The sequence below is a fragment of the Neoalteromonas facilis genome (genome assembly GCF_002807665.1).
In the GTDB taxonomy this organism is placed as follows: domain Bacteria; phylum Pseudomonadota; class Gammaproteobacteria; order Enterobacterales; family Alteromonadaceae; genus Alteromonas_E; species Alteromonas_E facilis.
On sequence record NZ_PEAY01000001.1, the window covers coordinates 1,269,176 to 1,282,740 of the forward strand.

13 protein-coding genes and 2 pseudogenes are annotated in these 13,565 nt (G+C 40.7%); 9 read left to right on the forward strand and 6 right to left on the reverse strand.

Annotated elements, in window-relative coordinates:
* Positions 1-114: 114 nt before the first annotated feature.
* The gene (locus CSH93_RS05795) at positions 115-432 is read left to right on the forward strand and encodes a ComEA family DNA-binding protein (protein ID WP_100642224.1); all 318 of its coding nucleotides are present in this window, start codon (positions 115-117) and stop codon (positions 430-432) included.
* Between the two features lie 43 nt (positions 433-475).
* Here CSH93_RS05795 and galU read toward each other — a convergent pair whose 3' ends face one another.
* Positions 476-1,369, reverse strand: coding sequence for a UTP--glucose-1-phosphate uridylyltransferase GalU (gene galU / locus CSH93_RS05800; protein ID WP_100642225.1), 894 nt, complete (start codon positions 1,367-1,369; stop codon positions 476-478).
* Positions 1,366-2,284: pseudogene (locus CSH93_RS05805) on the reverse strand (UDP-glucose dehydrogenase family protein). The gene galU and the pseudogene CSH93_RS05805 overlap by 4 nt, the downstream one beginning before the upstream one ends.
* Positions 2,285-2,501: 217 nt before the next feature.
* Between CSH93_RS05805 and wecA the strand changes: the two are divergent.
* Positions 2,502-3,530, forward strand: a complete 1,029-nt coding sequence (gene wecA / locus CSH93_RS05810) for a UDP-N-acetylglucosamine--undecaprenyl-phosphate N-acetylglucosaminephosphotransferase (protein ID WP_164078304.1) — start codon at positions 2,502-2,504, stop codon at positions 3,528-3,530.
* Positions 3,531-3,558: 28 nt separating this feature from the next.
* On the opposite strand, the gene pssE is transcribed toward wecA, so the two are convergent.
* From pssE to CSH93_RS05830, 4 genes are read right to left on the reverse strand one after another with little or no spacing between them, the layout of a single operon-like run.
* Entirely contained in the window at positions 3,559-4,020 is a 462-nt protein-coding gene (pssE, locus tag CSH93_RS05815) for a PssE/Cps14G family polysaccharide biosynthesis glycosyltransferase (protein WP_100642227.1), read from the reverse strand.
* Entirely contained in the window at positions 4,017-4,502 is a 486-nt protein-coding gene (gene pssD / locus CSH93_RS05820) for a PssD/Cps14F family polysaccharide biosynthesis glycosyltransferase (RefSeq protein WP_100642228.1), read from the reverse strand. Before pssD ends, pssE begins: the two co-directional genes overlap by 4 nt.
* Positions 4,503-4,506: 4 nt before the next feature.
* On the reverse strand, positions 4,507-5,604 hold the full coding sequence (locus CSH93_RS05825; RefSeq protein ID WP_100642229.1) for a glycosyltransferase family 4 protein: 1,098 nt from the start codon (positions 5,602-5,604) through the stop codon (positions 4,507-4,509).
* Positions 5,601-6,434, reverse strand: a complete 834-nt coding sequence (locus CSH93_RS05830; RefSeq protein ID WP_100642230.1) for a glycosyltransferase — start codon at positions 6,432-6,434, stop codon at positions 5,601-5,603. The genes CSH93_RS05825 and CSH93_RS05830 overlap by 4 nt, the downstream gene beginning before the upstream one ends.
* A gap of 295 nt (positions 6,435-6,729) precedes the next feature.
* On the opposite strand from CSH93_RS05830, the gene CSH93_RS05835 reads away from it, so the two are divergent.
* The 7 genes and pseudogenes from CSH93_RS05835 to CSH93_RS18080 form a co-directional block, all read left to right on the forward strand.
* Positions 6,730-7,503 (forward strand): hypothetical protein, encoded by a 774-nt coding sequence (locus CSH93_RS05835; RefSeq protein WP_100642231.1) that lies wholly within the window; start codon positions 6,730-6,732, stop codon positions 7,501-7,503.
* A gap of 6 nt (positions 7,504-7,509) precedes the next feature.
* On the forward strand, positions 7,510-8,172 hold the full coding sequence (locus CSH93_RS05840; RefSeq protein ID WP_100642232.1) for a sulfotransferase family 2 domain-containing protein: 663 nt from the start codon (positions 7,510-7,512) through the stop codon (positions 8,170-8,172).
* Positions 8,169-9,344: a glycosyltransferase gene (locus CSH93_RS05845; protein ID WP_100642233.1), complete on the forward strand. Its 1,176-nt coding sequence runs from the start codon at positions 8,169-8,171 to the stop codon at positions 9,342-9,344. The genes CSH93_RS05840 and CSH93_RS05845 overlap by 4 nt, the downstream gene beginning before the upstream one ends.
* Entirely contained in the window at positions 9,341-10,633 is a 1,293-nt protein-coding gene (locus tag CSH93_RS05850; RefSeq protein WP_100642234.1) for an oligosaccharide flippase family protein, read from the forward strand. Before CSH93_RS05845 ends, CSH93_RS05850 begins: the two co-directional genes overlap by 4 nt.
* Positions 10,617-11,312 carry a sulfotransferase family 2 domain-containing protein gene (locus CSH93_RS05855; protein ID WP_100642235.1) on the forward strand — a complete coding sequence of 232 codons (696 nt, stop codon included), beginning with the start codon at positions 10,617-10,619 and terminating at the stop codon, positions 11,310-11,312. The genes CSH93_RS05850 and CSH93_RS05855 overlap by 17 nt, the downstream gene beginning before the upstream one ends.
* Before the next feature lie 22 nt (positions 11,313-11,334).
* Positions 11,335-12,504: a glycoside hydrolase family 88 protein gene (locus CSH93_RS05860; RefSeq protein ID WP_100642236.1), complete on the forward strand. Its 1,170-nt coding sequence runs from the start codon at positions 11,335-11,337 to the stop codon at positions 12,502-12,504.
* Between the two features lie 127 nt (positions 12,505-12,631).
* A pseudogene (locus CSH93_RS18080) lies at positions 12,632-13,459 on the forward strand (IS3 family transposase); the annotation flags it as partial.
* Positions 13,460-13,565 lie beyond the last annotated feature (106 nt).

Consider the following 13,565-nt stretch of genomic DNA (forward strand, 5'->3'; position numbering starts at 1 on the left):
CCTAAATGGCACTAGTCTTTATTGCAGTTTCCTCCTCGCATAAAGCCAGGAGCAAACTAGCACATCATGCTATGTGCAAACACTTGTACTTTATATCAAACGGAGATTGATACCATGAAAAAACACATCACATTGAGCGCTCTAGTTGCGCTTACAGGCCTTATCTTTATGCAACCAGCGTTTGCTGCTGAGTCGCCCTCAAACAAGAGCAATGTGTCGGCCACTAGCCAAGCGCAAAGCAGTCTACTCGATTTAAACAGCGCCACGCTAGAGCAACTATCAGCGCTTAAAGGTATAGGCAAAACTAAAGCTAAAGCGATCGTCGAATACCGACAATCTGTGGGGAAATTCCACCACGTCGATCAGCTAAGTGAAGTACGAGGTATAGGTGAGAAATTATTAGCAGCCTTAAAGCCGCAACTGAGAGTGTAACTAAATTGCAGCCACTAATACTGGCTAGTGGCTGCGTTTCCGATTACTTTGCCATGGATTTCAAAAAAGCATTAAATTCAGCTTTCAGCTCAGGATGGCGCATCGCATATTCCACATTGGCTTTCATATAGCCAAGTTTACTACCGCAATCATGGCTCTTACCCTTCATGTAATAGGCATCGACTTGCTCTTTGTCCATCAACGCCGCGATTGCATCCGTTAGCTGGATCTCGTCGCCAGCACCGGGAGGGGTCGAGGCCAGGCAATCCCAAATGCCTTCGGACAACACGTATCGACCTACCACAGCCAGATCAGACGGCGCGTCATCTACTGCAGGCTTCTCAACCATGCCGTGGATCTTGCCCGACTCACCTTCATTGAGTTCACTGCCCTCGAGATCAACAACACCGTACTTATTCACTTCTTCGTGCGGCACTTTCTCTACCATAATTTGACTGACGCGACTGGTATTAAATTTCGCTACCATGTCAGCTAAATTATCTTTTTTCGGGTTAGAAGCTGCATCATCAATGATCACATCCGGTAACACCACTGCAACAGGTGCATCACCAACCATTGGACGTGCACATAAGATGGCATGCCCAAGGCCTTTAGCGACGCCTTGGCGCACGTGCATGATAGTTACATCAGTAGGACAGATAGACTGTACGTCTTCTAGTAGCTGACGCTTTACACGCTTTTCTAGGGTTGCTTCCAATTCGAAAGATGTATCAAAGTGGTTTTCGATACTATTCTTACTCGCATGAGTCACTAAGATGATTTCTTTAATCCCGGCTGCAACACACTCTGCGACTACATATTGGATCAACGGTTTATCAACTACCGGTAACATTTCCTTCGGGATGGCTTTCGTTGCTGGCAACATACGCGTGCCCAAGCCTGCTACAGGGATAACCGCCTTCTTTACTTGACTCATTTACTCGATTCCTTCACTGATAATCCTCGACCTATGCCATAGTAATGCAATCCGTGTTCCTGCATCAACTCTGGCTGATACAAATTACCCCCATCAAATATGACAGAAGCTTTTAGCTTTTCTTTTAACACGTTAAAGTCAGGGGCTCTAAATGATTGCCATCAGTGCAAATAACCAATGCATCAGCGCCACTTAAAGCAGATTCCTTGGTGCCGACTAATATGAGGTCGTCGCGCTCACCATATATTCGCTGGGCTTCTTCCACTGCCTCAGGATCAAACGCCTGAATTATTGCGCCTGCCTGCCACAAAGCTTCCATCAGTACACGGCTAGAGGCTTCACGCATATCATCTGTATTCGGTTTAAACGCTAATCACCAAAGTGCAAACCGCTTGCCTTGCAGGTTCGCGCCAAAATGGGCCTGAATATAATCAAACAACTTCTCTTTTTGGCGCGCGTTTACGGCTTCTACGGCACGAAATATTTTCGCATCAAACCCGGCCATAGATGCACTACGAGAGAGCGCTTGCACATCTTTTGGGAAACATGAGCCATAACGAGATCCGCTGTGCCCACCGGCACGGTTGACTTATTCACAATAAATGTCGGGCACTCCATGCGCAGATCGATGGATTCAGCAACCGCTGGCACATACTTAAGATCCGCCGAACCGTCTTCGTAAGGAGGTGTACCGAGAGCAATAAAGGTAACCTCTCCGTGCTCAACGTTAACTTTAGGATCGGAAGTAAAAATTAGGCGCTTGGACGCATAATTACTTGTCACAAGTGGCGTTAAACCTAGCTTATAAATGGGAAAAGTCCCTTTCTTCAAGTTCTCGACTTTGTGCCCTCCCACGTCAACACAAATCACACCGTGGCCTACTTCAGCTAACACTGCGGCTTGAACCAAGCCAATTTACCCAATTCCAAAAACGGTTACTTTCAATGATATATTCTACTCTCTTCCATCAAAGAGGTTGTTCGGTCGCATGCAGTACCTATGTGATTTATTTTTACATCAATTAATGCCTCTGCAATTGAATAAGATAAAGGGCTAAACTATAATTATCTGGCTTTCTAGCAATGTTAATTTTCTTTCCAGCAAATATGCTGTGCATTCAAGGACTACTGATTTGGCAACACTTTTCCCTTTTTTGATCGCGTTCATATCGGTTTTTACACTTGTATTTCTGTTACGCCCCGTCGCTCAAAATATGGGATTAGTGGATAAACCCTGCAACCGCAAACAGCATGTAGGCGAAGTGCCATTGATTGGCGGACTAGCCATTTACGTCGCAATCACAATTTGTAGTTTTGTGGTTACGCCTTTCGATGCCAATTACAAGATATACATGCTATCTACATCGTTCATCGTACTTATCGGTGCTCTAGACGATTACCATGATTTAGACGCCCGACTACGTTTGATTGCCCAATTTTTAATTGGTGCTTTAATGGTATTTGGTGCTGGGTTATACATAGAGGACTTAGGAAATATTGCTGGCGGGGGAATTATAAGCCTAGGATTAGTAGGTCCTATATTTACAGTACTCGCGGTTGTAGCTTGTATTAACGCGTTCAACATGACGGACGGTGTGGATGGTTTAGTAGGAGCAATGAGCCTCAACACATTTATATCGCTGGGAATACTTTCGTTACTCAGCGGCGTATCACTGAGTATTGACATTACGGCTATGCTTACCGGCGCAGTAGCTGCTTTCTTGTTTTTCAATTTCGGCTATTTTAAGAAAGGTAAATACAAAATTTTCATGGGTGATGCTGGTAGTATGTTAATGGGCCTCACCGTGATCTGGTTATTGACCTATTCAACCCAAGGCGAATCCGCCTTCATTAACCCTATTACTGCAGTATGGCTTATTGCTATCCCTCTAATGGATATGTTTTCGGTAATGTTCCGTCGCACTTTAGCTGGCAATAGCCCCCTAAAAGCTGACAGAGACCACCTGCACCACCTACTCCTTGCTAAAGGATACTCTAGCAAACAAACTACACTCCTAATCACTCTTCTTAACAGTGTTTTCTGCCTTATTGGAATAAGTAGTGAGCTATTATCGTTTAGCCAAACGTATATGGCCATTGTGTTCGTAATTTGTTTCGTAATATACAACCAAGCACTAACTCATTGTTTTAAGTATAAGTAGTAATCAATAGTACGTTTAATAACACTATTCAAAGCAAGCTATTTCTGACTAACGACTGCAAATGCTCAGCATAAAAGAAAGGCGTTTTGGAAAAGGGCGTCAACGGTTTCTCAACATTTTTAACCAAAGAAATTTTTTCTCCAATAGAGGTGACTTGCCAAGCAACATGTGCGTAGTTATTGTTTTGCACGAACTGAGCCAAGTCCGATTGGTGCTTATCTACGCGCTCGAGATTAGGTACTAAAATCAGAGGTTTACCCAGCTCTAACAACCGATAGGTGGAGCCAGCACCACAATGGGAAATGACACAATCTGCGTCTAAATACTCTTGCTCTATACGATTAGAAAATTCAAAATATGGATATTTTTTGGGCTTGTAATTTGAAGGCCCGATTTGCAATGTAAACGACACATCTGGTATGTCAAGCTGATCAATATGAGCAATCATTGAGTCAAATGTCGTTGTCCCAACGGTTACAAACACCTTCATAATAAACCTACATATGTTGACTTCGGATAGAGTTTCAATAAAGACTTATTTTGAACCCAAAACTCATTAGCTATCCAGTACATGATTCGTCCAGTAAATGACTTAGTCTCAAATCGACTCCATGTTTCAATGTGGATCACCTTGATACCGAGTATTCTTGCAATGGCAGATGGAAGTATTACGTGACCGGGGCCTGTTGAAATGACTAACTTTACCCTATAACGTGAAAAGGGTAATACTGCTCCCCGAAAAGATCGCACTATATTCTGGAGCGTCTTAAAAATACTTTGTTTACTATGTTTATCTCTAATTTCTAAGCAAGGAAAATAATCGTCGCCGCCGTTAAATTGCTTGCTATCATCGCTGTACACAACATATGAAGCACTTTCAATCGCAGGTAGGAACTTCGCTAATCTTAACATCTGCGCGGCATGCCCACCTTCACCATAAGTCAGTAAAATTGCCTTTTTCTTAGTGCTCATTTATCTAAAGTTCACTTTTTGCATTAAATAGACGTATTAAAGGCTGGTTTACCTCGCTGGATTCATAGCGCAGAGAAGTTGCTCTAGCATTGTTAGCTAATACCTTGTAATCAGCAGCCGCCATATCCAAGCAAGCGTGTATAGCATGTCTGAGAGAATTAGCATTATTGACCTCGAAGGCTACACCATTTTCACCGTCAATCAGGTAATCGGAAATACCGGAATTAAGAGGTGCGATCACCGGCGTTGCACATGCCATGGATTCTATTCCTACAAGACCCAAACTCTCCCTTTCAGACGGAAAGATAAAGAAGTCTGCAGTTTGAAAATACTTCACTAGTTCGCCTTGCGGCAAATGTGCAATAAACTCTTGTTCAATCCCTGAGATAGTTTCTAGTTTGCGTGTAATCATCTCTCGTAATGGTCCATTACCAATAATAGTTAAATGCATCCTTTGCCTTAATTCAAACGCTAACTGATTCAGAGCCTCAACTAACACTTCATAACCTTTAGATGGCACCAACCGTCCTACAACCAAAAAGCGCTTTCTTCCGTCGAATGAAAACTTACCAGTAAGCGGCGGAGAAAAAACCTTCGTATTCACTCCTCCTGACGGGCTTACCACTAGTTTTTGTCGCGAACAGTTATAGTTTTTTACAACGTAAGCTTTATAAAATTCAGAAGGTACAACGAGTGTTTCAGCCTTATCAATAAAGCGCTGCACCAGCCAATGCTTGCATCTTGATACTTGACTATTACCTTCATTAAACACATCAGTTCCATGAATATGTCCAACCACGTTTGGGATCCGCCAAGGTATGAGCGCGAAAATTAAGCCTGAATGCAATATATAGTGTACATACACGCCAGAAAACCGAACTGCAGTGCACAAATAAAGGAGTGTTTTAATATAAAAAATAGAATACTGAATAATTTTAAACCACCTCTTGCCTGCTGTTTTATCAATCACACAGTACGTTAGTGGTATACCATTACGCTGTAGAATTTCTGCAATATTGCGCACAAACGTACCAAAAGCAGGGGATGCTTCTGACGGATACATATTTGAAATCAACAAAATTGGCTTCCGTGTTGCGTTCACGATTTTCCCTTTAAACGCTTTAACCTTATTAGTGCCAATGCAGGAAATAGGGAGGTCACTGAGTACTTCAAGAAGTCGACCCAATTATGGCTTGTTAACGAACTCAAACTTGCGCGCTTCCCCGACGCTTTAGCCTGAATAAAAGAGTGGTCGCGTAGATTGACTGCCGACATTTCTGACGCGTATTTGTTGAAGTATTTCATGTAGCCTGCCAATTTTTTACCCGAAGTACTGATTCGTGGCTCATCATGACCAACGTGAACGGTGTAAAGAGGAACACCAATACGCTTAGCATCACCATACTTTAATATCAAACGCGTCCACATGTCCCAATCTTGGCAGGCTGGAAAATCTTCATCAAACAATCCAGCATCAATTATGCGCTGCTTCTCGACTAAAACCTGATTGAATGCATAATCTTTTGATAGGATATCTTGTTTTGAAATAACCATATTTTTTGCTCCGACAGCTTTTTTTGTTGCTCCGTAGTGCCAAAAAATTCCCGCGCATACAAACGAGTAGTTGGGGTCGTAGGCCGCGAGTAAACTAGACAACCTTTCGGGCATAAACTCGTCATCATCATCTAATCCCGTAACAAAGTCTCCTGATGCCAAAGAAATAGCCTTATTCCTGCAGTTACAGGCTCCCAGACTCTCATCGTTAAATAAAACCTTGACCCATTCTTTCTCACTCGCCAAGGAAATTAAATAGTCGCGAGTTCCGTCAGTCGAACCATCATCTACGATAATTAACTCAATATTGTTATAGGTCTGAGCGACAACAGAACAGATTGCTCGCTTCAACAATTTCAAGCGATTTTTGGTTGGCATATATATTGTTATTAAAGGGGAGGGTGCTTTCACTACTTTAGTCTTTTACATTGCGGGAATAAGTTCTTACACTTACTCTTTTGTTAATTTATTTCGCTAGAAACCGGCGATGCTTCAAGCCGAACTCACTGAACTCTGCAGTTTTAATAAATTTATGTTTTTATCAAAAAAATTCATCTGGATGATATCTCAAACCAGCTTTCAAACAAAGACACAAAGCTTTACCAATATTATTTTCTTCAAAAATTGATACAATGCTTTCGATAAAAAAACAGACCAATTATGCATGCCTCACATGTTAAAACTCCCGAAGACAATACGTTATACCATTTTATTTATGACCTTAGGTTTGCTGAGTTGCAACGATAAAGAAACGATTTTTCTTGAAGACGACTCCAGCACACTCGTTGACACGGTTATAAATGGTCTTCGTTATCGGTTAGGGGCCAATGGGACAATTGATATTACAGGTTCCAATTCATGGGTTTTCACGAGTCACACTAATACTAACTGTTTTCAAAAAGATACAACCAGATGCAGCAGAATAGACATCAATTACAGTCAGAGTAGCTATAAGCCCGGAAGAGTTTCAAGCTTCAACTTTGAATTTACGCTTCTTAGCATAGATGAATCCGCACCTCCACCATATGTTATTATCTTTCAAGATTGGGTTAGGATTCATGATGATGACATTGATGGAAATCGACCAATTTCGACTATTAAACTAGAGTTTGATAATGGAATAAAACTTCGCCATTATGATAACGCTTGGCAATGGTCTAGCCCTCCTATCCAAGGGAATCCTGCATCACTTCCTGAGGATCGCCTAAATGGTGAATACTCTATTGAAACTGGAGTTACCTATGCAGTGGAATTTGTTATCTTTGATGACTCAAGAGCATCACTCATAGTCAACGATATCGTTGTCAGCGATGCTATATACCAGACAAAACACCCGTCAAATTCCCATGCAATTCAGTGGGGTCTATATTGGGCCAAGGGTTATAATACTGAGTTAGATCCATTGAAAAGGATCGTTATTTCAATAGATGAATTTAAAATACCATGAGAAAGTATGAAAGTTAGAGATATTCCCTATCGAATATTTGAAAAGCTCCCCTTGCCTGTATATCCCTATAGACAATACATGCATCGAAAAAAGTGTATTTTTATCCACATACCTAAATGTGCTGGAACGAGTGTCTTAAATGCCCTCGGACATAAAAGAGGAAGAGATCATGTCGAAGTGCGGCACTATTTAGGCTCAAACCCAATATGGTTTGACAATTACTTTAAATTTACTATATGCCGCCACCCTGCCGATCGTTTAAGATCTGCTTTTAATTATGCTATATCAGGCGGTAATCGAAGTTCAGCAGATTTATTATTACAAAAACATCTAAAGGGTACTAAAGGGTTATTCAATAACTTTTGTGAAGAATTTCTCACTGAACAATCTGTGTTGCAATATCCAATTTTTATGCCTCAGTGGATTTTCGTACACTTGCCCGAGAGCGACATTGCAGTTGACGCGGTACTTAGGTTTGAGAGACTTGCCGACGACTGGAAGCAAGTAAGTAAAAAGATTAATGTAAGTGAAAATCTCCCTTTACATAATAAAGCTCGCGAAAATATACAATCCGCAGTTTTGAGCAAAGAATCTCTGATAAATATCGAGAGGATCTATAAAAGAGACTATGAATTATTCGGTTATGAGATGGGCAGTTACTATCGATGAATGTTCTTGTAATGCCTTCATGGTTTGGGGATCACAGGTATCCAACACTTGGGTCTTTTTTTCTTGATCAAGCCGTCGCACTCGGTAAATATGGCCACTCTGTTCACATTATTTATCCTTCGCCATACTCTATAAAAGAAATGTTAAAGTTCAGGCTAGGAAAGAAGTGGATACACAAGAGCTGTGTATCTATCAGAACAAAAAGTTATTTTACTATTCCGTTAGCAAGAACTTTTAATGTTAAATTACGGTTACGGGAATACTTTAATTTATTTGAACAGCATATTTCCGAATTTGGACTCCCTGACATTATTCATGCTCATAGCGCTGCACTCGGTCCATCTGGTTCCGCAGGGATCGCAGCTAACTTAATCGGCAAAAAATACAAGATCCCCGTTGTAATAACAGAGCATGCCTCAGCCTTTCATACCGGTAATTTTTCTGAGCATGAAAAAGAACTGATGTTAGAAGCCTTCGAATCAGCAAACAGTTTAATAGCTGTTTCTCAATGTCTTGAACGTGATCTTCGTACATTTGGTGTAACAAGGCAGATCAGTATTATTGGAAATATTGTGGATACCGGAAAGTTTAAACCCATTCGGCTTAAACGAAGGCCTTTCTACGAATTTATTCTTGTGGCTTACCTTAGGCCCATTAAGCGCATAGATAAAGTTATAATGGCATTTTCACAACTTTCGCTCACTAATGCTAAATTGACGATTATTGGAGATGGTACATGTAGGAGCGCATTGGAAAAACTCGCAGCTAAATATTGCCCTGATAAACAAATTGAGTTTACCGGCGAACTCGATAGAAAAGATGTAGTGAAACGACTTCAGAATGCCGATTGCTATATCAACACTTCAGATTATGAGACCTTTGGAGTAGCCGTCCACGAAGCTTTAAGCTGTGGTTTGTCCGCCATATCAACGAATAGCGGTGGTCCTAACGAGATATTAAAATGCTTAGGGTATAAAATTATTGAGAACTACAGCGACCAAGTATTAGCTTCAATGATGGAAAAGCAATTAAAAATCGACTTAAGTAAAAAGTCTATGGCCACTAAACATAAGCAATATGACATGATGTGTTCCCGTTATAGTGAAGAATCTTTTACTAAACAGATTGAAACTATATTTGACAACATACTCGCTCGAGCAAATTCACGATGAAAGTAATTGACATCAGCAAGTTGATTTCAATTCCTTTATTGCTAAAAGTGAACGCTACTATCCTTGGTTTCATATTTAACCTATATGCTGCAAGATTACTATCTAGCGTGGAGTATGGCCTTTTCGCTTTATGCCTGCTATTGATTATCGTATTTGCATGCATCTGTCGCTTTGGTCTTGATCAATCTGTGGTGAGATTTTTATCTACCAGTTATGCTGATAAGGAAGAATTAAAACAAAGACGGACTTTTTGGCTAGCAGTTAGCATAGCCAGCGTGGGGTTAGTAATAATGGGTTTTCTTGTCTCAATTGGACTTGATGAACTCATCGCCGAAGCACTTGAAAAAAAACAAATAACTCCTCTCGCATTTAAGTGTTTATTGACTGCAATCCCAGTATGCTTACTTTCAATAATTTCTAGTACATATCGCGCGTTCAGATCTTCCAATCTAGCAGTGCTCTTTTCGGGTAGCGTCACTCTTTCTCTGTCACTATTGGGTATGTGGTTGTTTCAACCCAAAAGTGCAATAGAATTGCTAAATATATATATGTTTAGCGGTTACATGGCTCTTATATTTGCCTTAGTGCATTGTTCGTTAAAATTTAAATTATCTTTTTCCCTGCCATCTAAAGAGATCACCAATCAACTTCTTTTCAGTAGTAAATCACTTTGGATAGTGGCATTAACAGCTCTAATTATTCAACAGGGAAGCAGTATTATATTAGGTAAATATGTAACCCTTTCTGAATTAGCCATTTTTACTGTCTGTTTTAAAATTGCCACTTTAATGAGTTTTCTCTTATTTGCGCTAAATACTGTGTACTCTCCTCGAATAGCAGTGTTATATCATGAGAATAATTTGAATGGTTTGCGAGAACTGCTTCGAGCGATAAATAAGCTCGCTCTAATTTTTTCACTCATTATTTTCGCTAGTATTGTCGTTCTAGGCGAGTATATTTTGGGTTTTTTTGGTAGTGAATACGAAAGCGGATATTCAATTTTGGTTGTTCTTGCACTTGGTAACAGCGTAAATGTAGTGACAGGGTTGGTCGTCACTACGATGGTCATGTCAGGTTACGAACTTCTACATAAACGCATAGCGATTAGCTGCGCTATTCTTACTTTATTATTGTCATTCATACTTATTCCACAGTTCGGTTTATTGGGTGCAGCCATTACCATTTCAGTCTCTATGGCTACTCAGAATATAGTTTCCTATTTTATAGTTAAGTTTAAAATCCTTAAGACAAACAAAAATAAGCAGAGCCCATATGATATCAGAACATGATCAATGCATTTTTATTCATATTCCTAAGACTGCGGGGCAAAGTGTTGAACAAGTCTTTTTAGAGCGAGCTGGATTGACATGGGAAAACAGAGAAGCACTGCTACTTAAACGAAATAGCGATTCTAGTCTGGGGCCACCGAGGCTCGCCCACTTAACAGCTAAGGAATATACTGAATACGGTTACATTTCTATGCAAAAATTCATGTCTATGCATAAGTTCACCGTAGTTAGAAATCCATGGGACAGATTGGTGTCTGAGTTTACTTATCAAAAGTACTCTTTCAGTTTTAGAAATTTCTTATTGAAGAACTTTCCCAAGCCTGGATCTGATGACTATATAAATCATCACGGTCATTATCGACACATCATGCCTCAGATAGAGTTTTTAACCAACCTAGATGGCGAAATATGTGTGGATAGCGTTATTAAATTTGAAAATATCAAAGCAGACTTCGCTGAGGTTAGTAAAGCCATAACCGGCCAAGAACTAACGCTACCTTATCGAAATAAAACACAAGCTCCTTCGGGCTTGAGCAAGCTCAAAAATAGATTATTTAAAAAGCCTGAACGTAAGCACTACAGCACCTACTATGACGATGAATGCATAGCTTTCGTAGCCGAATTGTACGCTGCAGAAATTGAGCTTTTTAAATATGACTTTGAAGATCTAAGAGCCTAACTGAGTAGTAGGAACGAGTGTAATGAAAGCTGTAATCGCATTTTTGTTTCTGCTATTGACGGGCTGCAATAGCGAAACAGATTCAAGCACTAACACAGACCAAAGTGCAAAAAACTATACTGTTGATGAAGCACTTAACCTCGCCTTAACCAAATATAGTCATACAGCAACGAACCTTTCTTTAAACGATGGATACCCGCGTGTTGTGGAGAATGGCAGGTGGCGTGCTATTGCAAACGAGGACTGGACAGATGGTTTTTACCCAGGAATCCTTTGGATGCTATCTGAGTTGGATCCTGAAATGGAAAGCAGAGCAGAAAAGTGGACTATACCTCTAACTTCCAGAACCAGCTTTGGTGGCCATGATATTGGGTTTATCATAAATAATAGCTTTGGAAAAGCTTATAACACAACGGGCAAACACGAATACTTAGAAGTCATTAAGACAGGGGCAATTAACCTTTCGGCTCGCTACTCTAGCGCAGTCGGAGCAATTCGCTCGTGGGATTTTGGACGATATAAATATCCAGTCATCATCGATAACCTGATGAACCTTGAACTGCTATTTAACGCCAGTACTCTCATCGTTGTTCCGGAATGGCATGAACAGGCAGTCTCTCATGCATTTAAAACACTAGATAATCATGTGCGATCAGACTTCAGTAGTTTTCACCTTGTCGACTACAACCCATCAAATGGTGAAGCCATATTCAGAGGAACTGTACAAGGTGCCGCTAATGACTCTACCTGGGCTAGGGGGCAAGCTTGGGGTATTTATGGCTTTGCTATGATATACGAAATGACTGGACTCTCTGAATTTGAAGTCACTTCATACCAGATGGCAAAATATTTTATGCAAAACCTACCATCTGACAATGTACCCTTTTGGGATCTTAACTTAAACAACCAAAATGAACCTAGAGACAGTTCTGCAGCGGCTATTGCTGCTGCGGGCATGCTTAGACTGAGTCACAACACACAATCAAAAGAACAACAGGATCAGTTAACTGAATGGGCACAACTCCTAACGTACAGCTTGCTCACTAGCGAATACCTTAATTCAGACCCAAAGTATCCTGCACTCTTAGTCGCCGCAACAGGGAATAAACCAGCTAATAGAGAAATCAATACTAGCCTTATTTACGCAGATTATTATTTTATAGAAGCGTTATTAATACAAACCCCTAAATAATTCGAATTAACAATAAACCGCTACGCCATAGCTTATTTTGATTTTTATAGTCATTTAACACCTCTATGCAAGGCATTGTATTCAATTATTAAAGCGAGCTGTTTGATTTTAGGGGGATTGTTAAAGTTGGCCTGTTCGTTGGCTTTGTAAAATTCTCGATGTTGATCCAAGCGGATATTATGCGTGGCACAATAATCCTCACTCGAAGCGTCACAAAGCCAATCAACGTCTAGTAGGATTGATTAAACAATTCTGGCTGGAATCAGGTGGTGTGTATGGCTATCGCAAGATCCACTCGGACTTACGTGGTGTGGGTGAAGCGTGTGGTCTCAATCGCGTATATCGCTTGATGCGCTCTGAAGGTCTAAAGGCACAACTAGACTATCGCAGACCACACCATCGAGGTGACGATAGTCACAATGTTGTCCCTAATCGATTAAAACGTCAGTTCAACCCTATGGCGCCTGATAAAGTCTGGGTTACGCATATCCGAACACACGAAGGCTGGTTGTATCTGGCTGTGTTTGTAGATTTGTTCTCACGCAAAGTCATTGGTTAGTCAATGCAGTCTCGCATTACTAAAGATATTGTCCTCAATGCGCTGCTGATGTCTGTGTGGCGGCGTAATCCAAAGCAACAAGCGATGGTACATTCTGATCAAGGCAGCCGCTACACCAGCCATAACTGGCAGGCTTTCCATAAAGCTAATGGAATGGAAGGCAGTATGAGCAGACGAGGAAACTGCCACGATAACACTGTGGCTGAAAGCTTCTTCCAGCGATTGAAACGTGAACGTATCAAACAGAAAACCTATTCCCCAAGGGATGATGCCATAAGCGATATTTTTGATTACATCGTAATGTTTTATAACAGTAAACGAAAACATGATTCCAATAATCTATTGTCACCAGTAGAGTATGAGAACCGTTACCAAGAACGGCTGAGAAGTGTCTAAGTTGTTAGTGGCGATTCAACAAAGGCTTTAAGATCCAACAGCAGTATTTAGTGACTAAATAAACGTCGTATTAAGAAGAAATCAGCATTTAGTGCAACTCTAATCT

What these genes read in the sequence shown, in the direction of transcription:
- CSH93_RS05795 (WP_100642224.1), top strand. Translation starts at nt 115, where the DNA reads ATGAAAAAACACATCACATTGAGCGCTCTAGTTGCGCTTACAGGCCTT.
- galU (WP_100642225.1), bottom strand. Translation starts at nt 1,369, where the DNA reads ATGAGTCAAGTAAAGAAGGCGGTTATCCCTGTAGCAGGCTTGGGCACG.
- pssE (WP_100642227.1), bottom strand. Translation starts at nt 4,020, where the DNA reads ATGAAGGTGTTTGTAACCGTTGGGACAACGACATTTGACTCAATGATT.
- pssD (WP_100642228.1), bottom strand. Translation starts at nt 4,502, where the DNA reads ATGAGCACTAAGAAAAAGGCAATTTTACTGACTTATGGTGAAGGTGGG.
- CSH93_RS05830 (WP_100642230.1), bottom strand. Translation starts at nt 6,434, where the DNA reads ATGCCAACCAAAAATCGCTTGAAATTGTTGAAGCGAGCAATCTGTTCT.
- CSH93_RS05835 (WP_100642231.1), top strand. Translation starts at nt 6,730, where the DNA reads ATGTTAAAACTCCCGAAGACAATACGTTATACCATTTTATTTATGACC.
- CSH93_RS05840 (WP_100642232.1), top strand. Translation starts at nt 7,510, where the DNA reads ATGAAAGTTAGAGATATTCCCTATCGAATATTTGAAAAGCTCCCCTTG.
- CSH93_RS05845 (WP_100642233.1), top strand. Translation starts at nt 8,169, where the DNA reads ATGAATGTTCTTGTAATGCCTTCATGGTTTGGGGATCACAGGTATCCA.
- CSH93_RS05850 (WP_100642234.1), top strand. Translation starts at nt 9,341, where the DNA reads ATGAAAGTAATTGACATCAGCAAGTTGATTTCAATTCCTTTATTGCTA.
- CSH93_RS05855 (WP_100642235.1), top strand. Translation starts at nt 10,617, where the DNA reads ATGATATCAGAACATGATCAATGCATTTTTATTCATATTCCTAAGACT.
- CSH93_RS05860 (WP_100642236.1), top strand. Translation starts at nt 11,335, where the DNA reads ATGAAAGCTGTAATCGCATTTTTGTTTCTGCTATTGACGGGCTGCAAT.